Below are 26257 nucleotides of genomic sequence, written 5' to 3' on the forward strand. Positions count from 1 at the left end.
AATAACATCATGCAGCTTATTGAGCGCATAGCTGTACTATCAGCCATTGCAAGGCACAAAAAAGCCACTTATTGTTTAAGTGGCTTCTTCATATTCAAGTCAGTCGCTAATTTTTTTATTTATGTCATCAATATCTCTATGATTATAGAGTCTGCCAAGTTTATCTTGTTCTGTACTGTGAAATTTTATACATATGTTATATTAATAATACTAATATAGAGGGTGTGTTTGTATTTTATATAATATCGCGGATCACCGTCACTTATCACTGATTGCAAAGCCTGTCTGCTGTACACTCAGAGCTTAATATCACTCGCTCATACAGCTATTCAACTAACCCTAAAGAAAGGCGCTCACAAAGTCTTTCTCTTTTAAATATTAAAGGAAAAGCGATGCGTCCTTTGTTTTTTAGTACTTTGTGCTTAGCAAGTAGTCTTTCACTAATGGCTTGTAGTAGTCATCAACCAACCACGGCAAAAGAATCAACAGCTATCATTAACAACACGGCAAAAGAGAACGCTGACGAACAGCTAAGCATGGAGCCGTCCAGCCCCGAAGAACCGTTATCAGCGTTCACCGCTTTTGGTAATACAGAAAAAAGTTGGCGCACAGTAATTGATGGCAACCAACTCAGCATTGAAGCAGATTTTTTGAAACCAACGACCATCGTTGTCTCTCGTTCGACCTATGCCGAAGGTGTGGAATACGTGAGTACCGTTAGCGGCAAACCTATTATTATGAATATACACAGCCAGATTTGTACCGATGATAATGGCTATCAAAATGAATTTACGGTGACGTTGACTTATGATAATAAAAGCTATCAAGGTTGTGCCGTTGCTGGAGCGTATGAAACAGCGCCTACGTAATTGCATAGAATTTATTGTGGTTAGCAACCATCATAAATAGCCAGCCATTAGCCAGTGGATAACGCATAACTTGGCAAATAAGTACTTATATTACTTTCAACCGATGTCATTATTGTTTAATAAAAACACCCTATAGTCTGTCTATAAACCCTTCATTTTAGTCAAATAACCTTTTATATCAGTCTTACTCAATAAGGATGAACCTATGAAAATTACGAAGACTCAAACCAATAATCCGGTAGACCACGACACATTTATCCATCAGCCTGATGCCAGTAAAACCCGTGTAGCAAACATACCAGGCAAGCGCTTACCCTTCCCTGACCAAATTGGTAATTATCAGCGCAATATTGGGACGCCCACTGACGCTTATCAGGACAGTAAGGTTTATATCGTTGGGGGCGGTATTGCAGGTTTGGCCAGTGCTTATTACTGCATCCGAGATGGCAAAGTATCCGCTGAAAACATTACCATTTTAGAGCATCTTGACGTGGCAGGTGGCTCCTTAGATGGTAGCGGCAATCCTGAGACGGGTTATATGGTGCGCGGCGGTCGTGAAATGGATTTCACTTACGAAAACTTTTGGGATTTATTTCAAGATATCCCCGCTCTTGAAATGCCTGCGCCTTATAGCACCTTGGATGAGTATCGCATAGCAAATGACACCGATCCTAATTACTCTATTGCTCGCCTGATCCATAAGCAAGGCGAGATAAAAGACTTCAGTCAACTGGGATTGAGTAAAGCCAACCAACTCGCTTTAATTCGTTTGCTATTAAAACCCAAGGAAGAGCTAGACGATATCACTATTGAAGAGTATTTTGATGACAGCTTTTTGAGTAGCAACTTCTGGACATTTTGGCGAACCATGTTTGCTTTTGAAAACTGGCACAGCTTACTTGAGTTTAAGCTTTATACGCATCGATTTTTACACGCATTGGACGGTCTAAACGACATGTCTGCACTGGTATTCCCAAGATACAATCAGTTTGATAGCTTTGTTATGCCACTACAAAACTATTTAAAAGATAAAGGTGTGCAGTTTCAGTATGACACGCTCGTTACCGATTTAGACATTGAGTTTGAGCATGCTGACAAGGTAACAGGCACCAAAAAGGTCAAAGCCATCATCACGGAGAAAGCGAGTGAGCAAACCACCATTCCTATGGGTAGCAATGATTACGTCATCGTGACGACTGGCTCCATGACCGAAGATACCCGCTATGGTGATGATCATACTGCGCCGACGCTGGACTTCACAAAAGACACTATGGGGCAATCGTCTGGTTGGAAAGTATGGAATAATCTGGCTAAGCAATCTGCCGTCTTTGGTCATCCAGAAAAATTTAATCAGCATGTGGATAAATCTGCTTGGATGTCGGCGACGTTGACCTGCCAGCCGTCTGCCTTTATTAATAAGCTCAAAACTCTGTCTGTCAACGACCCTTATAAGGGTAAAACAGTGACCGGTGGCATCATTACGATTACGGATTCAAACTGGTTGATGAGCTTTACTTGTAACCGTCAACCGCATTTCCCTGATCAGCCAAAAGACACGCTAGTCGTATGGCTATATGCCTTGTTTATGGATAAAGAAGGCAATTATGTCAAAAAACCCATCCCAGAATGTACAGGCAAAGAGATCTTGAGCGAACTCTGTCATCACCTTGGTATCCTCGATGATATAGATAATATCATGGCCAATACCATCGTCAGAACGGCTTATATGCCCTACATCACCTCGATGTTTATGCCTCGTGCTAAAGGCGATCGCCCTGAGATAGTCCCTGATGGTTGTGTCAATATGGGTCTAGTCGGTCAGTTCGTCGAGACACATAATGATGTGGTATTTACCATGGAGAGCTCTGTTCGTACTGCTCGTGTCGCAGTTTATGAGCTATTAAACGTGCAAAAACAAGTCCCCGATATAAACCCATTACAATACGATATCCGTCAATTACTAAAAGCCGCGAATACACTCAATGATGGTAAAGGTTTCATCGGCGAAGGTCTATTAACTAAGCTTCTTAAAGGTACTTATTACGAGCACATATTGCCAAAAGCCAATCAATCCACCAACGGCAATGACTCAATATTTACTCAGCAGTGGGAGGCAATCAAAGGGCTCTGGCATAAGTAGCTCTGGCATCAGTAATGTTAGTTTTGATAAAAGCAGCTTTGATGAAAATGGCTTTAGTAAAACTAATGACGAAAAATAAAAGCGATAACGCTCTGGGGGATGCATTCATTTTAAAAATGCAGATAGAAATGAGGTCATGCCCTAGTCAGACTTGGATAACTGCTGTAACTGCTCAATCAGCCAACGGTGTATACCACTGTGACTGGTACGTGGATGCCATGCTGCTATCACCTTAAATGTGGGCGGCAGGGCTTCCACTTTGAGCTCTTTAACCCGACTGTTTGGCAATAAACGCGAGGGATAAAATGCAATCATATCGGTTGTATAGAGGATATCTGGCACTGCAGAAAAGCTAGGAACGGACATAACAATGTTTCGTTTAAGACCTTTTTCTGCAAACCACTGATCATGAGAACCACGTAAGTTAGCGCGTGAAGGTGACACCACCAGCTGCGAGTGTGCAGCAATTTGCGCCAGTGACAGCGGCTCTGTTGTAAAACTATTATCGCAACCAGTAATGCAAAAATGTTGTTCTTCAAGCAGCGTCACATAAGCCAAGTTATCAGGGATAAATTCTGGGAAAGTAATCAGCAGATCAAGCTCGCCTGCCGCAATAAGCTGATTGATATTGTCTGAGGCAAAATCACGTACGATTAACTTCAAATCAGGCGCGTCGCGGCGTGTTATATGAAACAACTGCGGTAATAATGCCTGCGTCGCATAGTCGGTCGCGCTAATCGTAAATACGCCTTTATAAGTCTGCGGCGAAAACATATCTGGCTCTAACAGTGCTTCTAACTGCTCTAATATACGACTAATGGGTTGCTGCATCGATAGCGCTTTGGGAGTTGCCACCATGCTATTGCCTTGACGAATAAACAAACGATCATCAAACAAATCACGCAGCTTACGTAATTGTTCGCTGATTGCCTGCTGTGTCAGCCCCATTTTGCGCGCGACTTGTGAGAGATTTTTTAGATCAAGCAACGCATGTAGCACTCGCAACTGCTTGATATCAAGTCGGTTAATTCCATTCATAATATGTACCATTTATAATTGTATCTTAAACAACAAAATCCTGTTTCCGATTGTATCCATAAAACTCTATGCTTGCCAACCTTACTTACGCAGTAATAAAGCATCAAAACAAGCTCAATGGTTTAAACAATAACCCAATCTATTTGTTTTAAAAGAGAGTTTTATGGAACCATCTAATATCGATACCAGCCCATTATTTGCATCTGTCACACTTGGACCATATACGTTAAAAAACCGTATTGTCATGCCACCGTTGACACGCTCTCGCAGCACGCAACCGGACAATATTCCTAATGAATTAATGGCAAGCTACTATACACAGCGCGCCTCTGCAGGTTTTATGGTCACTGAAGGCACGCAAATTGAGCCAAGGGGTCAAGGTTATGCGTGGACGCCAGGCATACATTCGCATGCCCAAATCGAAGGCTGGAAAAAGGTCACTGAATCGGTACACGCAGCAGGTGGTATCATTTTCGCTCAGCTTTGGCATGTGGGTCGCGTGTCTCATACCAGCTTACAACCACAAGGCGCTCAGCCAATTGCACCATCAGCTATCACTGCTGACAATGTAAAAGTATTTATCGAAACAGCACCAGGTGCAGGCGCGTTAGCCGATCCTAGTGAGCCACGCGCACTCAGTACTGATGAAGTTAGTGAACTGGTCGCTATGTATGCGGCAGCCGCGCGCAATGCATTGGAGGCAGGTTTTGATGGCGTCGAGCTGCATTGTGCCAATGGCTATTTGGTGAATCAGTTCATCTCTGAGCATAGCAACACACGTGATGATCAATATGGCGGTTCATTGACCAATCGCTTGCGTTTCTTAAAAGAAATCGTGGCTGCCGTCAGTGAGGTGGTTGGCGCTGATCGCTTAGGCGTACGTTTTGCACCGCTGTTTGCTAGCACAGATGAAACTCGCGTGTATTTAGGGCTAGTGGAATCAGATCCACATCATACGTATATTGAAGCGATTAAAGTACTTGAACAAGCGGGTATCGCTTATTTATCTATTGCAGAAGCTGACTGGGACAATGCCCCTGATTTACCAGAGACTTTTTATCAAGCGGTCAGAGCGGAGTTTTCAGGACGTATTATCTATGCGGGTAAATACACGACGGAAAAATCGGTTCATATGCTAGCTAAAGGTTATGGCGACTTATTTGCTTTTGGTCGTCCCTTTATTGCTAATCCCGATTTACCTGAGCGCATCGCCAATCATTGGCCACTCAACGAGGCAGATCCTACCACGATGTATGGTGGCACCGAAATTGGCTATAATAACTATCCTTACTATCAAAACTCTTAATACAATAAGGCCATTCGTGGCCTTATTTTTTTGCTTATGAATAGGATGTTTTTAATAGCTGATTCATATATATAGCCCTTATGATTCATCCGACTGATCAAATAACTTTTCGATAGGCTTGCTATGTATCTTTGAGCTATTGAACAGCGACTTATTACCAGTATCCGCTTCTGTCCAAAAATTAATATTGAATTGGGCATCATCACTTAATTCTACGCGGTGCCAATATTGAGGCGGACTGACCGCGAACTGCCCTGCTTTAATAACAATTGTTTTTTCAGGTTCAGTGGCGGCTTCATCAGCAAAGCCGTAAAAGGTAACCGTGCCTTGCATGACACAAATTTGGCCGTATACGCCCTCTGCTGTATTGTGATGAGTCAGCAAGGCTTTTGGGACTTTATCTTTAGTAAAAAAGTGGGTCGAACGCTTTATTTTCCAATGGCTGGGTATGACGGGGTTTGAGGCGACAGTATCACTCATGGTAACTCCTTGGCTAATTTGATGGGTGTATCCCAATCCTTTTTATTAACAGCGTACTTGTGAATAAAATTCTATTAATAAACAAGAAAAGCACGCACAGTAATGGTTATTATTACTATAGCGCATCATATTTTTAAATGTATTGCTATCCTCATATCATCTTAGTTAACCATCAATATATAGGATATTAAAGCCACTTTTTAATCCCCATTAAGTAGTATGTGAAATGACATTCATACTGCTTTCGCCTAATGGTTAGCGAGCTTACTTATTGCTACATTAACTCCATCTAAACTATCCAGTTCGACGGTGGAGAATACTTGTCATGCATGCAAAAGAGCTACTTGAGGTTGAACGCCGTGATATAAGAGCGCTTCACTATACGTGGATTGCTTTTTTTCTGACCTTTTATGTCTGGTTCAATATGGCGCCACTAGCCACTTCTATGCTAGAGACCGAAAGCTACTTAACTTCTGAACACATCAAATTATTTCTCATTGCCAACGTTGCTTTGACCATTCCAGGACGAGTGGTAGTCGGCATGGCATTGGATCGCTTCGGTCCGCGTCGCGTGTTTTCCATACTGATGGTCGTCATGGCGATACCGACATGGTTCTTCGCTTTTGGTGATTCCGCGATGCAGCTGTTCGTCGCTCGCCTATTTATGTCTATCGTGGGCGCAGGGTTCGTCGTTGGCATTCACATGACTGCCCTTTGGTTTAAGCCAAAAGACATTGGCTTTGCCGAAGGATTTTATGCCGGCTGGGGTAATTTTGGTTCAGCTGCCGCAGCGATTACCATTCCCACGGTTGCGCTACAGTTCTTTGGTGGTGATGACGGTTGGCGCTGGGCAATTGCATTATCTGGCTTACTGATGGCCGCTTACGGGGTAGCCTATTGGTTTTTAATCACCGATGGTCCTACACAAGATACCCATAAAAAAGCACGTAAGGCGGGTGCTTTAGAGGTATCAAGTTGGAGAGATTTATTATTATACTGCCTATTTATTATTCCTTTATATGGCGTATTGGGTGTATTGGTTTATCGCACTAAAAACATGGGATTCCTGAGCGAAACAGGCGCTTGGGGGTTTTATACTCTCATCGCTGTGGTGGTTATTTATCAAATTTATAAAGCCATCAGTGTCAATGTACCCATGCTCAAAGCGGGTATCCCTGAGGATGACAAATACCCATTTACCTCTGTTGCCGCCCTAAATGTCACCTACTTTGCTAACTTTGGCGCAGAGCTGGCGGTCGTCTCTATGCTACCGATGTTCTTTGCCGCAACGTGGAAGCTCGACCCTACCGTCGCAGGGTTAGTCGCATCGACCTTTGCTTTTGTTAACTTATGGGCACGACCACTTGGCGGCTATATCTCTGATAAGGTTGGCAATCGTCGCTTGGTGATGTTGGTATACATGTTCGGTATCGGTATCGGCTTTGGATTGATGGGATTGCTGAATGCAGAGTGGCCATTGTTTATCGCAGTCGTCTTTACGATTCTATGCTCAGTCTTTGTGCAAGGGGCAGAAGGTGCAACTTTTGGTATTATCCCCTCAATTAAACGGCGCTTAACGGGTCAAATTTCTGGTATGGCGGGTGCTTATGGCAACGTGGGCGCTGTGTTCTATCTATTTATATTTACCTTGGTCGAACCAAATCAATTCTTTTTTATCATTGCGATAGGTGCATTTATCGCTTGGGTACTTTGTTTCTTCTGGTTAAAAGAGCCTGAAGATGCCTTTGGTGACGAATACAAGATGTCCTCGGTCGATCGTCAAATTGCCGCTGAAGAAGGCTAATTTTATTAGCTTATAAAAAAAGCCACCCAGCATCACTGCTCGGTGGCTTTTTTTGACTGATATAGAGAGCTATCTAGACATGTCATAGGGATTATTCAGATGACCCATGATTTTTTATAAAAAGTAAAGCTTTCAAAAAGTAGCGATTTTAAAAAGTAATATTTTAAAAAAACAACTACTTTGATAAATAACCATTTTGACAAACGACTACTTTGATAAATGATTCACGGTCCATACTGCTGCCTCTACCCGTGTGCGTAGTCCGGTTTTGTTCAAAATATGCTTAACATGCACTTTTACTGTGGATTCTGCGATATCCAGTTTGTTGGCGATCATTTTATTACTTAAGCCTTCCGCAATCATTTGAATCACTTGCAACTCTCTAGTAGTGAGATTGCCAGCGATATCTTCAATGCTTGGTGTACGTAACGTTTGCGCCAAGATTGAGGCCAAATTGGGACTAATAACCAGCTCACCGCGCAACACTTTTCTAATATCGACGATGATTAACTCAGGCTCCATATCTTTTAGCAAATAACCATCCACCCCTAATTTCAATGCTTCTTGTACGTCTTCTCCGCTGTCAGAAACTGTAAATAGCAAGGTAGCCACGTCAATATTTCTGGCTTTGATTTCTCTTAGGGTTTCGATACCAGTCAACACTGGCATTTTATGATCTAGAATGACCAGATCGACCGGATTGTTTGCCAAAAAATCCAACGCTTCTTGTCCGTTATTTGCCTCACCAACGACGGTGACATCACTTTCGAGACTGAGCAGTTCTGCGACACCGCGGCGCAGCATAGGATGATCATCAACCAATAATAGACGAGCCGGAGAAACAGACGTATAAACTTTAGTAGTCATAAAATACTCACAAATTGAAAAATGGTACAAAAAACACAATGCAGTGGTTAAGAGCGTTTACTAAGCCTATTCACTTAGTTTTGCTCAGCCATATAATCCGTAAAGAAACTGGGTACAAACCTGACGATGACGCTGGTACCTGCGGGTACATTATTAGAGATAATCAAATCACCGCCTAATTTATAGGCACGCTCTTTCATAATCATTAGACCATGATGCTGGGTCTGATTGACAGTCCCTGATATGCCAACGCCGTCATCATTGACCATCATCGCTACATAATTACTTTCATCATCATAAACCAAATCGATAGTGACGCTGTTAGCATGGGCATGGCGACTGATATTCGACAGCGCCTCCCTTATAATTTGAATGAGATGCACTTGTTCGGTTGCCGTTAGATTCAAGGATAGGATTTGATTGTTGACCTTTATGTCAAACTGCCCTTTCACAGCAAACTCATCAGCCGCCTCATATAAAGCTTCATCAAAATTGCCGCTATCAATCGTCAAGCGAAAAGTCGTCAATAAGTCTCGCAGCTCATGATAAGCAGAGTTCAGACCCATTTTTATTTGTCTAATATGCTGCCCAACCTTGATTTGACTTTGTTCATCAAATACCACCAGCCCACTGTCTTTATCAGCAGACAGTTGCAGATGTTTTTCGAGCACGCTGACTTGTATTTTTAGATAAGACAATGACTGTGCTAAAGAGTCATGCAATTCCCTAGCAATGGTCGAGCGCTCTTCAAGTAGAATAAGCTGATGGTCTTGCTGCCTTTGTCTGCGTAGCGATAAGGCGGTGCTGACGAGATTGGTCAGCACAACGATCAACTCATTATTTTTAGCAATTAAATAACTACTATCCACCTCTACTACCTTGATACGTGTTGAATCTTCCTCGCTTTTTTTCTTATCTTCTGCATAAGCTTTATTGGTCATTAAGACAGATTTTGGTCTGACCTTTAACTCACCAAATTCTATATCTTGATGAATAATCGGAAACGTTTTGGTATAAACGTCTTCTTTAATAGAGCAGCTGTCACAAGTGAGTTTGGTACATAGCTCTTTCATCCTATCATCGTGCAGGGCTATAGAGTTTTTATTGGTTAGAATATTGCTTTGGATACACAGCGTAAAATCTAAATATGGGAATATACACCCAAAGCCAGTAATCAATTCATCAAGCCGATGTAAGCTCACAGGACTACTGGTCAATTGCTTTGAGAAATCATAAAATAATGATAAGGCTTGGTTGGCTTTTACCAGATGCTGAGTCTTTGTCTGTACCTCACTCTCAAGTGAACGCTGATACCTCTCAATGGTACTGGCCATACCGTTAAAAGAATTGCCAAGCGCTTCAAATTCTCTATAGCCGCTGATAGACACTCTCGTATCATATTTGCCTTCTTTAAACGCCCGATTGGCTTTAATGAGTTGCTGAATAGGCGTTAGCACTGAGTTCTGTAATCTCCGTACGCCTATCAGCATGATAATCATGCTCAGTATCAGTGATAGTATTTGTAGGTTTTGCTGCCATGTCTGACGCTGCTCATTTCTATCCTGTAACGCGCCAACAAAACGATTAACATCGTCAATATACTTGGTTGAATCACTATAAAAACCTTGCTTGTCTTGTGCCAACAATGCTGGTTTTAAATCACGAAACCATTGTGATTTTATCTGGCTCCATTGAGCACTGATCGCCTTATCTCTGTTAGCACTGGTCAGTTGATACGCTTGTAATTTGTTGAGACGACTCTCCATGTCTTCAACCAGCATGTCTATTTTTTCAGACTCACTTTTATTGGAGAAATCCAGTCTGTCTTGCTTTTCTACCTGCGGCGCATTGTCACTAGCTAAGCCATCTTGTTTGATATTTAGGCTTGAGCTAAAGGGATGGTTATCCGCAAAGTCAGTTGCTAACTGAAAGCTAATGCGATACGTTGCCATGCGTATCGAGCCTGCGGCATTAATCGCCTCAGCATCAGACTTTGCTACCCAAGCGAGCGCACCGCTGCCTATCGCTGACATCAAAAACAAAGTAGCGATGATCGTAATAGCAATCCAAGTATGAAGGAACAAAGACTGCCGTCGTAGATTAGACATGATTAATAGCGCTCCCATCAAACACTTTCTGCACAAAAGATTTGAGATCTTAAAATTGAACGTCGCAAAGGCAAAAAATACACAGCATAAAAAATACTACAGCACACTTATCCGTCCATAGACAAGCAAAATTTTAGTCATAAATCTGCCCGCAACATACCCCTTTTAGTCATCAGTATACCACTATGTATGAATACTACTCACCGTGATAACACAGTACCGTGAGTTATCATTTTTTGATAGAGCAAGTGATTCATAGCGCTCATAAGCCATTAAGGCGGCTCTTTGTTATCAACATTAACAAGAGTAAGCGCTACGGTTTACTGTAAGTTTAGACAGCCATTTGATGATAAAAAATACTGAACATAACTAGGCATAGCTGATACTAAGTGAGGAATAACATGGGCAATAATTACAACTTCAAAGGTGGTAAGCTCATCACTGACTGGCGACCTGAAGTAGAAGAATTTTGGGAAGGAGGCGGCAAAAAAGTCGCCCGTAGAAATTTATGGATATCCATTCCATCGTTGCTATTGGCATTTGCAGTATGGATGGTATGGAGTGCCGTCATCGTCCGTCTACCAGAGATTGGTTTTGATTTTGATGATGGGCAGTTGTTTTGGCTCGCTGCGCTGCCCGGACTATCAGGGGCAACGCTGCGAATTTTTTATTCTTTTATGGTGCCTATCTTTGGTGGGCGACGTTGGACAGCGATATCTACCTTATCCCTGTTAATTCCAGCATTATGGATGGGCTTTGCGGTTCAGAACCCTGATACGCCATTTATGATATTTGCCATTATTGCCCTACTTTGTGGCTTCGGTGGTGGTAACTTTGCCTCCTCCATGTCCAATATCTCGTTCTTCTTTCCAAAAGCAGAACAGGGCACTGCTCTTGGGCTAAACGCGGGTTTGGGTAACCTTGGCGTGTCGGTGATGCAGTTCGTTGTACCGATGATTATATTGGTAGCAGCCTTTGGTAGCTTAGGCGGCGACCCACAAGTCTCTACAAGCGGTCAGCTGTTTTATCTACAAAATGCAGGCTTTATTTGGGTACCCTTTATTCTGCTATTTTCAGCACTGGCATGGTTTGGCATGAACGATATTGCTACTGCTAAAGCTTCCTTTAAAGACCAATCCGTCATCTTTAAACGCAAACATAACTGGATCATGTGTATCCTATATATGGCAACCTTTGGCTCGTTCATTGGTTTTTCAGCCGCGTTTCCAATGCTGATTAAAAACTCATTTCCTGCCATTGATGCGCTTAAGTTTGCTTTCTTAGGTCCTTTAGTTGGTGCGCTATTTCGCCCCTTAGGTGGTTGGATATCTGATAAAACCAGTGGCGCAAAAGTGACTTTTTGGAACTATATCGTGATGGTATTGGCGGTAGTGGCGGTGATGTATTTCCTACCTAGCGAGACTCATGAGGGCAGCTTTGTCGGATATTTTATCTCCTTTATGGTGCTGTTTATTACCACAGGTATCGGTAACGGCTCTACCTTTACCATGATTCCCGTTATCTTCAGAACCTTTCATGAACGCCTTGAACCTCAAAAAGCAGGTACAGAGGACTTGTTTGTCGAGATACGTAAAGAGTCAGCGGCGGTGGTTGGATTCACCTCAGCAATCGCCGCTTATGGCGCGTTCTTTGTACCAAAAATGTTCGGTTCAGGACTGGGTATTGATGGCACCTTTATCGCCTTAATTGTCTTTTACATTCTCTGTATCGTATTGACTTGGTGGTATTACAGCCGTACTAATGCTGAGATTCCTTGTTAAAGCAGATATTTTATAACACCCCTTTAACAACCGTCTTTTGAATGAGCAATAACCAACCCTATGAAGTGCTACTTGCTAATGTGAGTAGCACTTTTTTTGTTTTAAATTTTTGCTAAGTAATTTTCAGCTGCTAAATAAGCAGGGCTCATGGACGTTTAACGATTAGACGTTTAATGATTAGACGTTTAACAGTTAGACGCTCAATAATTAGACACTTAACAGTTTTTTTAAGCAAATTTGATAACTTGCCGCTACTACTAAGGTGGTAGTGGCCTGCTCATGTTAGCTGATAGTAAGAGGGTGACGGCTTACTTAAAATGACGCTATCGAAATAATATTTACGGCTTAGCTGCATACCGATATCAAGCACTATCAAGATAGAAGCATTCTGCACTCAGCTCTAGATACACCTTAGGCAATAAAACAGAGGATAGCGAAATGAGCCATTTACTCGACCAATTCCGTTTTTTTAAACGTAAACAGGGCGAATTCTCCGATGGGCATGGCGAGACACGCGATGAGTCTCGTGATTGGGAAAATGTGTATCGTAGCCGTTGGCAGTATGACAAAGTTGTGCGCTCAACGCATGGCGTCAACTGTACCGGTTCTTGCTCGTGGAAAATCTACGTCAAAAACGGCTTGGTGACGTGGGAGACACAGCAAACCGACTATCCAGAAACCCGTCCAGACTTACCAAACCACGAACCGCGCGGCTGTCCTCGTGGCGCAAGCTACAGCTGGTATATGTACTCAGCGAACCGTGTGAAATACCCTAAAGTACGTAAACCGCTACTAAAATTATGGCGTGAAGCTAAAGCGCAGTATCCTGATCCAGTCGATGCGTGGGGCAGTATTGTCCAAGACCCTATCAAAGCAGAACAGTATAAATCTAAGCGCGGTTTGGGTGGCTTTATCCGCTCGACGTGGGCGGAAGTCAATGAAATCATCGCTGCCAGTAATGTGTATACCGCCAAAACCTTTGGTCCTGACCGTATCGTCGGTTTCTCTCCAATTCCTGCGATGTCGATGGTCAGTTATGCTGCTGGTAGTCGCTATTTATCATTAATTGGCGGCGTCTGCTTATCGTTTTATGACTGGTATTGTGATCTGCCGCCAGCATCGCCAATGGTTTGGGGCGAGCAAACTGACGTGCCAGAGTCAGCCGATTGGTACAACTCTGATTATATTATCGCGTGGGGTTCAAACGTTCCGCAAACGCGTACACCTGACGCGCATTTCTTTACTGAAGTGCGTTATAAAGGCACCAAGACCGTCTCCATCACCCCCGACTATGCGGAAGTATCGAAATTAACCGATTTATGGTTAAACCCAAAACAGGGTACTGATGCGGCAGTCGCGCAGGCATTCTGTCATGTGATTATCAAAGAGTTTTATCTTAAGCAGCCAAGTGACTATTTCTTAGATTACGCCAAACGCTATACCGATTTACCTGTGCTCGTCATGCTAGAAGGTGAAGAAGGCGCACGCCATGCTGGTCGCTATCTGCGTGCTTCTGACTTAATCGATAATTTAGGTCAAGAAAACAACCCAGAATGGAAAACCATCGGTCTAAATAGTGATGGCGAGCTGGTTTCTCCGCTTGGCTCTATCGGTTATCGTTGGGGCGAAAAAGGCAAATGGAATCTTGAGCAAAAAAATGGCACCACAGGCGCAGATATTGACCTAACGCTGACTTTAAAAGACAGCAATGAAACCTGCAAAGTCGGCTTTGATTACTTTGGTCATGTGGATCATCCTCATTTCACCTCGGTACCGGGCGAAGCAATACAGCAAAAAACCGTCCCCTGTAAAACCATTACTTTGGCCGATGGCACAACCGCTATCGTAGCCACTGTCTTTGATTTAACCGTGGCCAACCTTGGGGTTGATAATGGAGTCGGCGGCGAGCACGTCACCGACGACTATAATGATGCCACCGTACCAGGCACGCCTGCTTGGCAAGAAGTCATCACCGGTCTGAGCCGTGAGCGCGTCATCCAAGTCGCGCGTGAATTCGCTGAAAACGCCCATAAGACTCATGGTAAATCGATGATTATCATCGGCGCGGGTATGAACCACTGGTATCACCTCGATATGAACTATCGCGGCGTGATTAACATGCTCATGCTATGCGGCTGTATCGGTAAATCTGGCGGCGGCTGGGCGCATTATGTTGGGCAAGAAAAACTACGCCCTCAAACCGGCTGGTTGCCATTGGCATTTGCGCTTGATTGGCATCGTCCGCCGCGTCATATGAATGGCACGAGCTTCTTTTACAATCACAGCTCACAGTGGCGTCATGAGACCATCTCTGCCCATGAAATCCTCTCGCCTCTCGTTGATAAAAAGTTTTTCCCTGAGCATATGCTTGATTACAACATCCAAGCAGAACGCGCAGGCTGGTTGCCTTCAGCACCACAACTCAATCGTAACCCACTGACCATCGCCGCCAAAGCCGCCGATTGCGGCAAAGATGTGGAAGAGTATGTGGTCGATTCTCTACAAGACGGCAGCTTACGCTTTGCTTGTGAATCCCCTGATAATCCTGACAACTTCCCGCGCAATATGTTTATCTGGCGCTCAAACTTATTGGGCTCATCAGGTAAAGGCCATGAATATATGCTGCATTATTTCTTGGGCACCAAAAACGGCTTGCTCAATAAGGAAAATGCAGAGGGTCACCTGCAACCAAAAGAAGTTGATTGGGTAGAAAAAGGCCCTACTGGCAAATTAGATTTGGTTGTCACCCTAGACTTCCGTATGTCATCTACCTGTTTGTATTCTGACATCGTACTACCAACAGCAACGTGGTACGAAAAAGATGACATGAATACCTCCGACATGCACCCCTTTATCCACCCATTAACTGCGGCAACCGACCCTGCGTGGGAATCTAAAACCGATTGGGAAATTTATAAAGGCATTGCCAAGAGCTTCTCTGAAGTATCAAAAGGTCACTTAGGCGTTGAGACTGACGTCGTTACTTTGCCGATGCAACATGACACGCCGGGTGAATTGGCCCAGCCATTTGGTGGCACTGACTGGAAAACGGCTGGCGAAAAACCTGTACCGGGTAAAAACTGCCCGATGATTAAAGTGGTTGAGCGTGATTATCCAAACACTTACAAGAAGTTTACTTCTATGGGCCCTGCCCTAGAAAAATTAGGCAATGGCTCCAAAGGTCTGAATTGGGATATGAAAACCGAGGTCAAACAGCTTGGCGATTTAAATCACCGTGTGACTGAAACGGGTATCTCTGAAGGCAGACCGCGTCTTAATACGGCGATTAACGCTTCTGAGATGATTTTGATGCTCGCGCCTGAAACCAATGGTCATGTGGCGGTAAAAGGCTGGGCTGCACTCTCTGAGTTCACCGGTCGCGACCATACTCACCTTGCTAAATCTAGCGAACATGAAAAAATCCGCTTTAAAGATATCGTCGCCCAACCACGCAAAATCATCTCAAGCCCAACGTGGTCAGGTATTGAATCAGATGAAGTCAGTTATAACGCCGGTTATACCAACGTCCATGAGCTGATTCCTTGGCGCACGATTACTGGTCGCCAGCAGTTTTATCAAGACCATCCTTGGATGCAGGCGTTTGGCGAGCAAATGCAGCAGTATCGTCCACCGATTGATACCAAGACCACTGAGCTGCTCAAAGACGCTAAGCCAAATGGTAATAAAGAGATTGTCCTGAACTTCTTAACACCACACCAAAAATGGGGCATCCACAGTACCTACTCTGAAAACTTGCTCATGCTAACCCTAAGCCGCGGCGGCCCTTGTGTTTGGATGTCGGAAGTCGATGCCCAAAAAGCTGGCATCGTCGATAACGATTGGATTGAGCTGTTCAATGCCAATGGTGCTATCACCGCTCGTGCCATCGTCAGCCAGCGGGTCAAAGAAGGCATGACCATGATGTATCACGCCCAAGAAAAACTGGTCAATATTCCCGGTTCTGAGCAAACAGGCACGCGCGGCGGTATCCATAACTCAGTCACTCGGACGATTTTGAAGCCGACCCACATGATTGGTAGCTATGCCCAGCAGTCTTATGGCTTTAACTATTATGGCACCGTTGGTTGTAACCGTGATGAGTTTGTCGTGATTCGTAAAATGTCAAAAATCGATTGGCTCGAGGACAAACCCGATAACGAATTACCGCGCCCATTACCAACCACCATTGAGGATTAAAGCGTTTTCTTCTATTGAAAATCCGTCGTTTTAAAAGACATATTTTTAAAACGACATCTTTTGAAACGACATGATTGAAGAATAAAGGCTGCTTTTTCTACTAATATTTGGAGCACAGATCCATGAAAATTCGTTCGCAAGTCGGCATGGTGCTTAACCTTGATAAATGTATCGGTTGTCACACCTGCTCAGTCACCTGTAAAAACGTCTGGACCAGCCGTGAAGGTATGGAATATGCGTGGTTTAACAACGTTGAGTCAAAACCCGGTATCGGGTATCCCAAAGAGTGGGAAAACCAAACCAAATGGAAAGGCGGCTGGATACGTAATGCCAACGGCACCATCAATCCGCGCATCGGTGGTAAATTCAGAGTATTGGCCAATATCTTTGCCAACCCTGATTTGCCAGAGATTGATGATTATTACGAACCATTTGATTTCGATTATCAGCATCTACATACCGCGCCTATCAGCAACCATCAACCTATCGCCCGCCCGCGCTCAGCCATCACCGGCAAACGCATGCAAAAGATTGAATGGGGTCCTAACTGGGAAGAAATCTTAGGTTCCGAGTTTGAAAAACGTCGTAAAGATAAAAACTTCGACAACATTCAAGCGGAGATTTATGGCGAATACGAAAACACCTTTATGATGTATTTGCCGCGTCTATGCGAGCATTGCTTGAACCCTACGTGCGTCGCTTCATGCCCAAGTGGCGCGATTTATAAGCGTGAAGAAGACGGCATCGTCTTGATTGACCAAGAAAAATGTCGCGGCTGGCGCATGTGTATCTCAGGCTGCCCGTATAAAAAGATTTACTATAACTGGAAATCGGGGAAATCTGAAAAATGTATTTTCTGTTATCCACGTATTGAAGCAGGCTTGCCAACAGTTTGCTCAGAAACTTGTGTTGGTCGTATCCGCTACTTGGGCGTACTGCTTTATGACGCAGACAAAATCGCCGAAGCGGCAAGCACGCCTAACGAGCAAGACCTTTATCAAGCGCAGTTGGATGTATTCTTAGATCCTAATGACCCTGCCGTTATCGCTCAAGCATTAAAAGACGGCGTCCCGCAATCGGTGATTGATTCAGCGCAGCGCTCACCAGTTTATAAGCTGGCGATGGATTGGAAACTTGCGCTACCGCTACACCCTGAGTACCGCACGCTGCCTATGGTGTGGTATGTGCCGCCATTATCACCGATTCAAAACGCTGCTGAAGCGGGCAAGGTCGGTATGGATGGCCTCATTCCAGATGTCGACAGCTTACGTATTCCGCTGCGCTATCTTGCCAATATGCTTACCGCAGGTGATGAAGAGCCGGTGCGTTTGGCATTAAAACGTCTACTTGCTATGCGTAGCTATAAGCGTATGCAACTGGTCGAAAAACAAGAAGTACAAAGCATTTTAGATGATGTTGGTTTGACCAAGCTGCAAGTTGAAGAGATGTACCGCTACTTAGCTATTGCCAATTACGAAGACCGCTTTGTGATTCCAACGGCGCATCGTGAAGAAGCCTTAAGTGATGCCTTTGCTGAGCGTAATGGTTGCGGCTTTACCTTTGGCGAAGGCTGTTCAGGACATTCTGACAACAGTATGTTTGGCCAACGTAAAGCCAATCGCCGCGATTTCATCGATACTGTCCAAAAGTGGGAGTCATAAGATGCAAACTACTCAATTTAATAACAATACTTCGGTGCATGAACCTATTACTTCATCGATGGAGTCACCAACTATCGGTAACTCGGATTTGAAGCTACTCAAGGTCTTAAGCTTACTTATCGACTATCCAAGTAATGAGCTGTTTTTAGGCGATACGCTTGCCGATTGCACCGAGATTGTCGCCAAATCAACGCTGATTAGCCCAGAAGTACGCACGCAAATCATCGACTTGATTGAAGATTTAATCGATACCGGCTCTCTTGAGGCGCAGGCGCGTTATGACGGTCTGTTTGAGCGCGGTCGTTCTTTATCACTATGGTTGTTTGAGCATGTACATGGCGAATCGCGCGACCGTGGTCAAGCGATGGTCGATTTGATGGGTCAGTATCAAGAAGCTGGCTTTGAGATTAGCGTCAAAGAGCTGCCTGATTATCTGCCTTTATATCTTGAATTTTTAGCGTATCAAGCAACCATTATTGAAGACGACATTCAAATTCGTATGGATATCGCTGATGTTAGCCATATCCTCGCTTTGCTTGCCGCCAGATTAGAGGGTCGCGGTAGCTTGTATAAAGGCTGCTTCAATGCGCTATTGCAAATCGCTGGTAAACCGCTCGATATCGTTGAAGAGTACCAAGAAAAAATCAGCAAAGAAAAGCGTGATGACAGCTTTGAGGCATTAGACAAAGAATGGGAAGAAGAAGTGGTGACGTTTTTGGATGCGCAACAAGAAGAGCGCTGCCCGTCACAGACAAGTACCCAAAATCTTGCAGCAAAAGCTGGTATAAAAAATGCCTCTGCTACAAATGCGGTCGATGCTCCAGTGCACTGGGTAGATTTTAAAACCAACCAGCCGGTTAAATCATAATAAGGAGAAAGGACATGAATATCGCAGATCCTAGTGTGCAGTCTTTAGCCAACCTAAACTGGCTACAAATTTTCCTTTTTGGCGTTTATCCGTATGTGGCATTGACCATCGCTATCATTGGTACTTGGGTACGTTTTGATTTATCTCAGTATTCATGGAAGACAGGCTCGACGCAAATGCTCAGAAGCAAAAACATGCGCCTTGCCAGCAACTTATTCCACGTTGGCATTATCGTGGTGCTCCTCGGTCATTTATTTGGCATGTTGACGCCGCATTTTCTTTATGACAGATTTATCAGCGCCGGACATAAGCAGATTTTAGCAGTGGTCGTTGGGGGTATCGCAGGCGTGTTTTGTTGGTTTGGCTTAGTCATGCTCATGTGGCGACGCTTTACCGATGACCGTATCTCAAACACCTCATCGTTCTCAGACAAGCTGGTACTGGTGCTGTTATTTATCCAGCTGAACTTAGGTCTGCTGTCCATCTTTACGTCAGTGAAGCACTTAGATGGCTATACCATGATGAATTTGGCAGGCTGGGCACAGGACATCACAATCTTAAGACCTTTGCAGGCAGCGGCGCGCATTGAGCAAACTGACTTAATTTATCAGCTGCATATGGCGCTCGGCATCACTCTGATTGCGATATTTCCGTTTACACGGCTTATTCATATCATTAGTGCGCCAATTTGGTATTTCGGGCGTCGCTATCAAATTGTCAGACAAAAAAACTCTCAGTAAGGTTATAGAGCGGTATCTAAATGGAACGGCGTTTTTAACCCTATCCTCAACTAGATATTGCTCTTTACCCTACCTTTAACGATAAATCAACACGCCCTATATTTTAGAATTTCTATTACCAGAATCCTTAGTGGAGCAAAGCCATGACTGTCAGTACCTACAATCCAGCCGACCATGCGACCAACCAAAACGCTCATGTGCACAGTGGTAAACATCACAGCCATGGTAATGATAATCACAGTCACAGTCACAGTCACAGTCATGCCGATCACACTCCTACTGGTCGCAGTGATGATATTCTTAGAGTAATGCCAACCTTGTCTGATTTGCAAAAACCACATTCTGACCAAGAGTTCATCGAAAAAGCAATGGCGGAAGAGCGCAGCAACCATAAAAATCTGATTGCCTCTAGCCGTGATGAGCTGCCTTCAGTAACGGTCAATGGGGTGATGATAGATAGAACCAATATCGCTCAAGAGCTGCAATATCATCCAGCAGAAAACAAAGAAGACGCCGTCTTTTTAGCGACACAAGCGCTAGTTGTGCGCGAATTACTGAGATTGGCAGTTTTAGATGAGCCAAGCCTTGGTGAAGCGGCGTGGGAAAACGACGAAGAGCAAGCTATCTCTACCTTAATAGACAAAAACGTTCAAGCAACGATGCCAGATATGGCAACTTGTGAGCGCTATTATAAGCAGAATATGACTGACTTTAAGACTGATCCCATCATGACTGTACGCCATATTTTATTGGCATGCCCGCCTGAAGATGGCGATGAGCGCTTAAAACTTAAAAAGACCGCGTATGAGTTTATCGAACAAATCAAAAATAACGCCAATCCTGATGCAGAGTTTATACAGTTGGCACGCCAGCATTCGGCTTGCCCTTCAAAAGAGCAAGGCGGCGAACTGGGTGTGATTAGCAAAGGTCAAACCGTACCGGAATTTGAAGGTGTATTATTTAAGCTCGATAAAGGACTTGCGCCAAGCCCTATCGAAAGCCGTTACGGTTTTCACATCGTTGAGGTGCTCAATAAGGAACCTGGCATACAGATGACTTATGAGCAAGTCAGCCCTGCGATCCATAATAAATTGAGCCAACAAGCCTTTCACCAATCATTATGCGATTACCTGTTTACCTTAGCGCATGAAGCTGATATTCAAGGTATCGAGATGACGCTTGAGCAAGAGAATATCTTCCGCGGCTAAGCAGTCCGCTGTCGGTCACTTAATTCTTATGTTATAAAGTAGCTGCTATGGTATAAAGGTTCTTATGATACAACACCCTTTTTATGCTATGTGTCGTTCAATATTAATAAAATGAGTAGACGTTTATGATTACGGTTGCAGGACTTATCTCTGAAATACAGCAGCGCATAGAAGCTTATAATACTAAAGACTATCCGCTACATAAAAGAGCGGTCGCAAGCTACGACTTATTAGACAGCCGTCATCATATATTGGCAGAAGATATTGTCTCGCCTTTTGCCATACCAAGACAAAATCTATCGGCGATGGATGGTTATGCGATCGCTAAAGACAGCATACTCTCAGCAGACAGCACGATTGATATCGTGGGTGAATCACAAGCAGGCAGTCCTTATAGTGGTGAAATTTCAGCAGGACAAGGGGTGCGTATTTTTACCGGTGCGGTCGTTCCTGACAGCTGTGATACGGTCATCATGCAAGAAAACACCAATTTTGCCGCCATAAAAGACCGCATTGATAAATCACAGCCCTATGCCATCACTCTCAGTCAAGACGCTAAGCATGATGACAATATCCGTAAACAAGGCGAAGAGATTGAAGCTGGTGAAGCGGTTTTGTTAAAGGGTAAACGCCTAAATCCTGCTGATATTAGCTTACTGGCTAATTTGGGTTTTGGTCAAGTGACGGTATATCAGCCTTTAATCGTTGGTGTGCTCGCAACCGGTGATGAGCTGGTTGCGATTGGCAATGAGCTGATCAGTTTGGCGCAAATCTATAACTCGAACACGCCTACCCTAAAAAGCTTACTCTCTGATTTGCCCATTACTATTCGTGATTATGGCATTATCCCAGATGACTTAGATAAAACCACCACCGCTGTAACCCAAGCGATGCAAGAGTGCGACGTCCTTATCTCCACGGCTGGGGTATCGGTTGGCGACTATGATTTTTTAACCACCGTCATTGGGCAGCTTGGGCAGATTAACCACTATAAAGTGGCGATGAAACCCGGTAAGCCATTTGTCTTTGGCGAGCTGACTAAAGATCTTGCCAAGCCCGTGCTATATTTTGGCTTGCCCGGCAATCCGCTATCGACCATCGTTGGTAGTCTGCAATTTGTCATTCCAGCCTTGTGGCAAATGGCAGGCGCTGCGCCACAAGAGCGACCTATGCAGTTAAGTCTCACTGCAACGCTTAAAAATGATATCAAAAAATCAGCGGGGCGTATGGATTTCCAAAGAGGCATATTGTCCCAAAACGAACTTGGCGATTTCCAAGTTGAAAGCTTTACCAAGCAACAATCGCACCGTATCAAACAACTAAGCCATGCCAATTGCTTTATTGTACTAGCACAAGATTCTGGCAATGTAGCCGCTGGTGAAACCGTAAAAGTGCAACCTTTCCCTTGGTTACATTGCTAAATAATCGCTAAACAACAGCTAAATAATTGAGTCATTAATAACGGTATAGCTAAAAAGCTGCATGGCTAATCAATGGTATAAAGCGTTACACAGTTAATAACTCTTTATACTGTTGATTAGCCATGAATCATGAGAAACTGCTTGGGGCGTATGTTGATTTTAAAAATCATAACCAAGTAGATCTACTACTTTAGTGGTAGTTTTTGGGTCACTTACGGTGAATGGTTATTTGCAAGCAAGCTGTCATAATCGTGTTTAAATAGAACTTCCCACTCACAACCTGAGGCAACGCCTAAAAGTACACACTATACTTAATATTAATGGTAATCATCTATGAACCATCTTGCCCCTACCCTAGGTAATGCGCAATTGTATTCGCCTGCCGCTGCACCCGTTATTTTTGATGGTGACTCATCATCGAACGTTGCAACGCAAGCTGCTAGCACGTCGACGTATTTTCCGGTCACGCTCTCTCAACCGTTAACCGATGGTTTCGCACGACGTCTCACCTATTTGCGTCTATCGATTACTGATTTCTGTAATTTTCGCTGTGAATATTGCCTGCCAGATGGCTATCAAGGTAAACCCCCACAAAACGAGCTTAGCGTCACTGAAATTGCCACGTTAATCCGCGGATTTGCCCAAGTTGGTACTAAAAAAGTCAGGATTACGGGCGGTGAACCCTCTATACGCCGTGATGTGGTAGACATTATTAAAACCATCAAAAACACCGAAGGCATTGAAACCGTTGCCATGACCAGTAATGGGTATAAGCTTGGTAAGCACTTAGCCAGCTGGCAAGCCGCTGGACTGAATCAGCTTAATATCAGTATGGACAGCTTTGATGCCGCGACCTTCCATAAAATGACTGGCTTTGATATGTTGCCGCAGCTGTTGGCGGACATGGATACTTTGCTTGCGACCACAGATATTAAGCTAAAAATAAACAGTATTTTAATGGCTGAAACCGCCTTTGAAAATCTAATGAATGCCATTGAATACATCAAAAACAGAGCGGTCACTTATCGCTTTATTGAATTTATGCAGACCAGTGATAATAGCGATTTATTTTTTGCGCAGCATGCACAGTCCGATATTATTACCAATTATTTATTAAAAAATGGCTGGCAAACTCATATACGTAGCAGCAACGATGGCCCAGCCATAGAGTATAGCCATCCAGATTATCAAGGGCGTATCGGTATGATTGCCCCTTACGCTGCTCATTTTTGTGATAGCTGCAATCGCTTACGGGTTAGCAGTCAAGGCAAGGTGCATCTGTGTCTATTCGACCAAGGTAATTACGATATTCGTCAGCATCTAGCACAGGATGATGTCGCAGGACTTGTTAATACCCTCCATAGCTTTATGCCAATCAAACCTGAACATCATCATCTTCACGAATCAAACAGCGGCATGATGAATAATTTGTCGATGATTGGTGGATAAAATCAATAATGTATCAATAATAAAAACTTTTATTTCCATAACAAGCGTATTTATTAAGGATTATTCATGAGTAAGCTGCAAGCACCCTTTACCCCGCTTAATATCGCCATCTTAACGGTTTCTGATAGTCGTACTCTTGCAGAAGATACCTCAGGGCAGTATTTGGTTGACCAACTGACCACAGCAGGACACCAACTTGCCGATCGTCAGCTGATTATTGATGATATTTATAAAATCAGAGCCGTCATCAGCGGTTGGATTGCCGACCCAAATGTGCACGCTATTATCACCACTGGCGGTACTGGCTTTTATATCCGAGACAGTATGCCAGAGGCGGTTGGCGTATTATTTGATAAATCGGTCGATGGTTTTGGTGAAATGTTCCGCTTAATCTCAAAAGACGATATCGGCATGTCTACCATCCAATCTCGCGCTGTGGCTGGCATGGCAAATGGCACGGGCATTTTTTGCTTACCCGGCTCGTCAGGCGCTTGCCGCACTGCTTGGGAAGGTATCTTACAAGAGCAGCTTGATAACCGCACACGCCCCTGTAATTTTGTCCCGCACTTTATGCGTACCAATCCAGGTCATGATTAATTCATGCTTGAAGTGGCGGATAGCTTAATCAAAGCAGATGGATTCAATCGCTTAGCAGGTATCGTAATTTTGGCGGGCGGCGCATCCAAACGTATGGGAACGCCAAAAGCTGAGTTGATACTCCCGACAGGCGAGTGTTTGCTTGATTATCATGTTAGACAAGCGCTTGAATTGAGTGCTGCATTGACAAGCAACTTACCTATTATGATTGCGGATAATGGGCGTGGTTTTAGCATCAATCCAGATTTGATTAAGAATTCGCCATCGCCAGTCTTTCATATTAATGATTATCTATCTGCTAACGCTCTTTCTAACAAGATTCTGTCAAGCAATGATAATAAGCCGATTGAAACAGGTGGCGCGTTGGTAGCGATTGAATCAGCACTGCAAGCATTAAAGAGTTTGGCAAGTTCAAACCAATTAATAAAAGAAGCAAGCTGGCAGCAATCTTGGTTGATGGTTATCAGCTGTGACAGTTTAATTCCTGTCACCGATTTATGGCAAAAACTGCGACCTTATATCACGCAAGCTGCAGACAAATCTGTTATTTGCCTGACCGATGACAGTCATTTATATCCATTGTTAGGTCTATACCGCTTGGATATGGAGCCTGATTTAAAGCGTTATATTGACGATGAGCAACGGCAAGTAATGAAGTTTATTAAGCCGATTGTGCAGCCTGTAGCTTTCGTGAAAAAGTGGCAGAATTTAACCAATTTCAATACGCCTAAAGATTTTTCCCGTGCTTGTTTAGCTTTGAACAACTTATAAAAAGGTTTATTGAGAGAAACTAGCTTTCAGAAAAACTGACCATTTAAGAGAAATAAAGAATGAATAGCGACCAAGTAAACAACAATAATAAAAACAATCAATCTGGCTTATCCCATTTAGACAGCGACGGTGATATCACCATGGTCGATGTGAGTGGCAAAACGGCTAGCACCAGAGAAGCTTGTGCTCTCGGACAAGTGGTTTTTCCCGCAGACATTTATACGCAAATCAAAGCCGCTGACGGCATGACCAAAAAAGGCAGCATCACTCAGACTGCTCATATTGCCGGTATCATGGCAGCCAAACGCACTCACGACTTGATTCCACTTTGCCATCCTCTGCCCTTAGATAAAATTAGCTTAAGCTTTGCATACGATGATGCAAACCATAGCATTACTGTGACTGCCACGGTTAAAGTTACTCATAAAACTGGGGTAGAAATGGAAGCATTAACCGCCGTCAGTGTGGCTTGCTTGACCATTTATGACATGACCAAAGCCATCTCGCATGACATTGTGATTGATAATATTCATTTGATGAGAAAAACGGGCGGTAAGTCCGACTATCAACATGCCTGAAAATAATTTGAAAACTATAAAGTTAAGCAGTTCATAAATAAGGGAGATTGCTATGAGCACTTTAATAGAAAGCAATACAAATTCTAAGTTAGACACCACGATGAATATTAACGTCTTATATTTCGCTAGCTTAGCTGATGAAACCAATTGTCATGAAGAAACAGTCACTGTGCCACAGTCGACGTCATTGACCGAACTGTACGAACAACTACGCCAAAAACATCGCTTTAGTCGTCCGCAGTCAGAGCTGCGCGTGGCGGTCAATGACTATTTCGCTAAGTGGACCGATGAAATTTATGACGGCGATAGTGTGGTTTTTATCACCCCAGTGGCTGGTGGTTAAAACCATTTAACTATCATCTGCATCATTAAGA

Annotated in this window: 20 protein-coding genes; 16 read left to right on the forward strand and 4 right to left on the reverse strand. The window is 43.7% G+C overall.

What is annotated here, in order from left to right:
- Nucleotides 1-392: 392 nt before the first annotated feature.
- Both ACP69U_RS10750 and ACP69U_RS10755 read left to right on the forward strand, forming a co-directional pair.
- A complete protein-coding gene (locus tag ACP69U_RS10750; RefSeq protein ID WP_087814501.1) occupies nt 393-869 on the forward strand; it encodes a hypothetical protein in 477 nt (158 codons plus the stop codon).
- A gap of 205 nt (nt 870-1074) precedes the next feature.
- A complete protein-coding gene (locus ACP69U_RS10755) occupies nt 1075-3009 on the forward strand; it encodes an oleate hydratase (protein ID WP_426138520.1) in 1935 nt (644 codons plus the stop codon).
- Nucleotides 3010-3150: 141 nt separating this feature from the next.
- On the opposite strand, the gene ACP69U_RS10760 is transcribed toward ACP69U_RS10755, so the two are convergent.
- Nucleotides 3151-4047 carry a LysR family transcriptional regulator gene (locus tag ACP69U_RS10760; RefSeq protein ID WP_193008689.1) on the reverse strand — a complete coding sequence of 299 codons (897 nt, stop codon included), beginning with the start codon at nt 4045-4047 and terminating at the stop codon, nt 3151-3153.
- A gap of 178 nt (nt 4048-4225) precedes the next feature.
- On the opposite strand from ACP69U_RS10760, the gene ACP69U_RS10765 reads away from it, so the two are divergent.
- A complete protein-coding gene (locus tag ACP69U_RS10765) occupies nt 4226-5353 on the forward strand; it encodes an alkene reductase (protein ID WP_265089718.1) in 1128 nt (375 codons plus the stop codon).
- A gap of 78 nt (nt 5354-5431) precedes the next feature.
- On the opposite strand, the gene ACP69U_RS10770 is transcribed toward ACP69U_RS10765, so the two are convergent.
- Nucleotides 5432-5833 carry a DUF1971 domain-containing protein gene (locus tag ACP69U_RS10770; RefSeq protein ID WP_193008691.1) on the reverse strand — a complete coding sequence of 134 codons (402 nt, stop codon included), beginning with the start codon at nt 5831-5833 and terminating at the stop codon, nt 5432-5434.
- Between the two features lie 325 nt (nt 5834-6158).
- Between ACP69U_RS10770 and ACP69U_RS10775 the strand changes: the two genes are divergently transcribed.
- Complete coding sequence (locus ACP69U_RS10775) at nt 6159-7637, forward strand: MFS transporter (protein WP_426138521.1); 1479 nt, start codon at nt 6159-6161, stop codon at nt 7635-7637.
- A gap of 207 nt (nt 7638-7844) precedes the next feature.
- Here the strand turns inward: ACP69U_RS10775 and narL are convergent, their stop codons facing one another.
- Together narL and ACP69U_RS10785 are read right to left on the reverse strand one after the other, a co-directional pair.
- Nucleotides 7845-8504 (reverse strand): two-component system response regulator NarL, encoded by a 660-nt coding sequence (narL, locus tag ACP69U_RS10780; protein ID WP_426138522.1) that lies wholly within the window; start codon nt 8502-8504, stop codon nt 7845-7847.
- A 74-nt stretch (nt 8505-8578) separates the two neighbouring features.
- On the reverse strand, nt 8579-10612 hold the full coding sequence (locus ACP69U_RS10785; protein ID WP_426138523.1) for a histidine kinase: 2034 nt from the start codon (nt 10610-10612) through the stop codon (nt 8579-8581).
- Between the two features lie 401 nt (nt 10613-11013).
- Between ACP69U_RS10785 and ACP69U_RS10790 the strand changes: the two genes are divergently transcribed.
- The 12 genes from ACP69U_RS10790 (at nt 11014) to ACP69U_RS10845 (ending at nt 26226) form a co-directional block, all read left to right on the forward strand.
- On the forward strand, nt 11014-12393 hold the full coding sequence (locus ACP69U_RS10790; RefSeq protein WP_426138524.1) for a NarK family nitrate/nitrite MFS transporter: 1380 nt from the start codon (nt 11014-11016) through the stop codon (nt 12391-12393).
- 438 nt (nt 12394-12831) lie between these two features.
- On the forward strand, nt 12832-16590 hold the full coding sequence (locus tag ACP69U_RS10795; RefSeq protein WP_426138525.1) for a nitrate reductase subunit alpha: 3759 nt from the start codon (nt 12832-12834) through the stop codon (nt 16588-16590).
- A gap of 122 nt (nt 16591-16712) precedes the next feature.
- Nucleotides 16713-18251, forward strand: coding sequence for a nitrate reductase subunit beta (gene narH / locus ACP69U_RS10800; protein WP_144297179.1), 1539 nt, complete (start codon nt 16713-16715; stop codon nt 18249-18251).
- Between the two features lie 58 nt (nt 18252-18309).
- Complete coding sequence (gene narJ, locus ACP69U_RS10805; RefSeq protein WP_227690332.1) at nt 18310-19119, forward strand: nitrate reductase molybdenum cofactor assembly chaperone; 810 nt, start codon at nt 18310-18312, stop codon at nt 19117-19119.
- 14 nt (nt 19120-19133) lie between these two features.
- A complete protein-coding gene (gene narI / locus ACP69U_RS10810) occupies nt 19134-19859 on the forward strand; it encodes a respiratory nitrate reductase subunit gamma (RefSeq protein ID WP_045447153.1) in 726 nt (241 codons plus the stop codon).
- 308 nt (nt 19860-20167) lie between these two features.
- Nucleotides 20168-21067 carry a peptidylprolyl isomerase gene (locus ACP69U_RS10815; protein WP_372862747.1) on the forward strand — a complete coding sequence of 300 codons (900 nt, stop codon included), beginning with the start codon at nt 20168-20170 and terminating at the stop codon, nt 21065-21067.
- A gap of 125 nt (nt 21068-21192) precedes the next feature.
- Nucleotides 21193-22488 carry a gephyrin-like molybdotransferase Glp gene (gene glp / locus ACP69U_RS10820; protein ID WP_426138526.1) on the forward strand — a complete coding sequence of 432 codons (1296 nt, stop codon included), beginning with the start codon at nt 21193-21195 and terminating at the stop codon, nt 22486-22488.
- Nucleotides 22489-22821: 333 nt separating this feature from the next.
- Nucleotides 22822-23937 carry a GTP 3',8-cyclase MoaA gene (moaA, locus tag ACP69U_RS10825; protein WP_426138527.1) on the forward strand — a complete coding sequence of 372 codons (1116 nt, stop codon included), beginning with the start codon at nt 22822-22824 and terminating at the stop codon, nt 23935-23937.
- Between the two features lie 66 nt (nt 23938-24003).
- Complete coding sequence (gene moaB, locus ACP69U_RS10830; RefSeq protein ID WP_426138528.1) at nt 24004-24534, forward strand: molybdenum cofactor biosynthesis protein B; 531 nt, start codon at nt 24004-24006, stop codon at nt 24532-24534.
- Nucleotides 24535-24537: 3 nt separating this feature from the next.
- Nucleotides 24538-25305 (forward strand): molybdenum cofactor guanylyltransferase, encoded by a 768-nt coding sequence (gene mobA / locus ACP69U_RS10835; protein WP_426138529.1) that lies wholly within the window; start codon nt 24538-24540, stop codon nt 25303-25305.
- A 59-nt stretch (nt 25306-25364) separates the two neighbouring features.
- Nucleotides 25365-25883, forward strand: a complete 519-nt coding sequence (gene moaC, locus ACP69U_RS10840; protein ID WP_426138530.1) for a cyclic pyranopterin monophosphate synthase MoaC — start codon at nt 25365-25367, stop codon at nt 25881-25883.
- Nucleotides 25884-25935: 52 nt separating this feature from the next.
- Entirely contained in the window at nt 25936-26226 is a 291-nt protein-coding gene (locus ACP69U_RS10845; protein ID WP_426138531.1) for a MoaD/ThiS family protein, read from the forward strand.
- The last annotated feature ends 31 nt before the right edge of the window (nt 26227-26257 follow it).

Origin of the sequence: Psychrobacter sp. TWR1-1-1 (assembly GCF_049895865.1) — a bacterium.
Lineage (GTDB): Bacteria > Pseudomonadota > Gammaproteobacteria > Pseudomonadales > Moraxellaceae > Psychrobacter > Psychrobacter immobilis_A.

Excerpts from the sequence above, each read along its gene's own strand:
- ACP69U_RS10815 (WP_372862747.1), top strand. The coding sequence starts at position 20,168 with ATGCCAACCTTGTCTGATTTGCAAAAACCACATTCTGACCAAGAGTTC.
- ACP69U_RS10785 (WP_426138523.1), bottom strand. The coding sequence starts at position 10,612 with ATGTCTAATCTACGACGGCAGTCTTTGTTCCTTCATACTTGGATTGCT.
- narJ (WP_227690332.1), top strand. The coding sequence starts at position 18,310 with ATGGAGTCACCAACTATCGGTAACTCGGATTTGAAGCTACTCAAGGTC.
- moaB (WP_426138528.1), top strand. The coding sequence starts at position 24,004 with ATGAGTAAGCTGCAAGCACCCTTTACCCCGCTTAATATCGCCATCTTA.
- narH (WP_144297179.1), top strand. The coding sequence starts at position 16,713 with ATGAAAATTCGTTCGCAAGTCGGCATGGTGCTTAACCTTGATAAATGT.
- mobA (WP_426138529.1), top strand. The coding sequence starts at position 24,538 with ATGCTTGAAGTGGCGGATAGCTTAATCAAAGCAGATGGATTCAATCGC.
- ACP69U_RS10790 (WP_426138524.1), top strand. The coding sequence starts at position 11,014 with ATGGGCAATAATTACAACTTCAAAGGTGGTAAGCTCATCACTGACTGG.
- narI (WP_045447153.1), top strand. The coding sequence starts at position 19,134 with ATGAATATCGCAGATCCTAGTGTGCAGTCTTTAGCCAACCTAAACTGG.
- narL (WP_426138522.1), bottom strand. The coding sequence starts at position 8,504 with ATGACTACTAAAGTTTATACGTCTGTTTCTCCGGCTCGTCTATTATTG.
- moaA (WP_426138527.1), top strand. The coding sequence starts at position 22,822 with ATGAACCATCTTGCCCCTACCCTAGGTAATGCGCAATTGTATTCGCCT.
- ACP69U_RS10750 (WP_087814501.1), top strand. The coding sequence starts at position 393 with ATGCGTCCTTTGTTTTTTAGTACTTTGTGCTTAGCAAGTAGTCTTTCA.
- ACP69U_RS10760 (WP_193008689.1), bottom strand. The coding sequence starts at position 4,047 with ATGAATGGAATTAACCGACTTGATATCAAGCAGTTGCGAGTGCTACAT.
- moaC (WP_426138530.1), top strand. The coding sequence starts at position 25,365 with ATGAATAGCGACCAAGTAAACAACAATAATAAAAACAATCAATCTGGC.
- ACP69U_RS10755 (WP_426138520.1), top strand. The coding sequence starts at position 1,075 with ATGAAAATTACGAAGACTCAAACCAATAATCCGGTAGACCACGACACA.
- ACP69U_RS10770 (WP_193008691.1), bottom strand. The coding sequence starts at position 5,833 with ATGAGTGATACTGTCGCCTCAAACCCCGTCATACCCAGCCATTGGAAA.
- glp (WP_426138526.1), top strand. The coding sequence starts at position 21,193 with ATGATTACGGTTGCAGGACTTATCTCTGAAATACAGCAGCGCATAGAA.
- ACP69U_RS10775 (WP_426138521.1), top strand. The coding sequence starts at position 6,159 with ATGCATGCAAAAGAGCTACTTGAGGTTGAACGCCGTGATATAAGAGCG.
- ACP69U_RS10795 (WP_426138525.1), top strand. The coding sequence starts at position 12,832 with ATGAGCCATTTACTCGACCAATTCCGTTTTTTTAAACGTAAACAGGGC.
- ACP69U_RS10845 (WP_426138531.1), top strand. The coding sequence starts at position 25,936 with ATGAGCACTTTAATAGAAAGCAATACAAATTCTAAGTTAGACACCACG.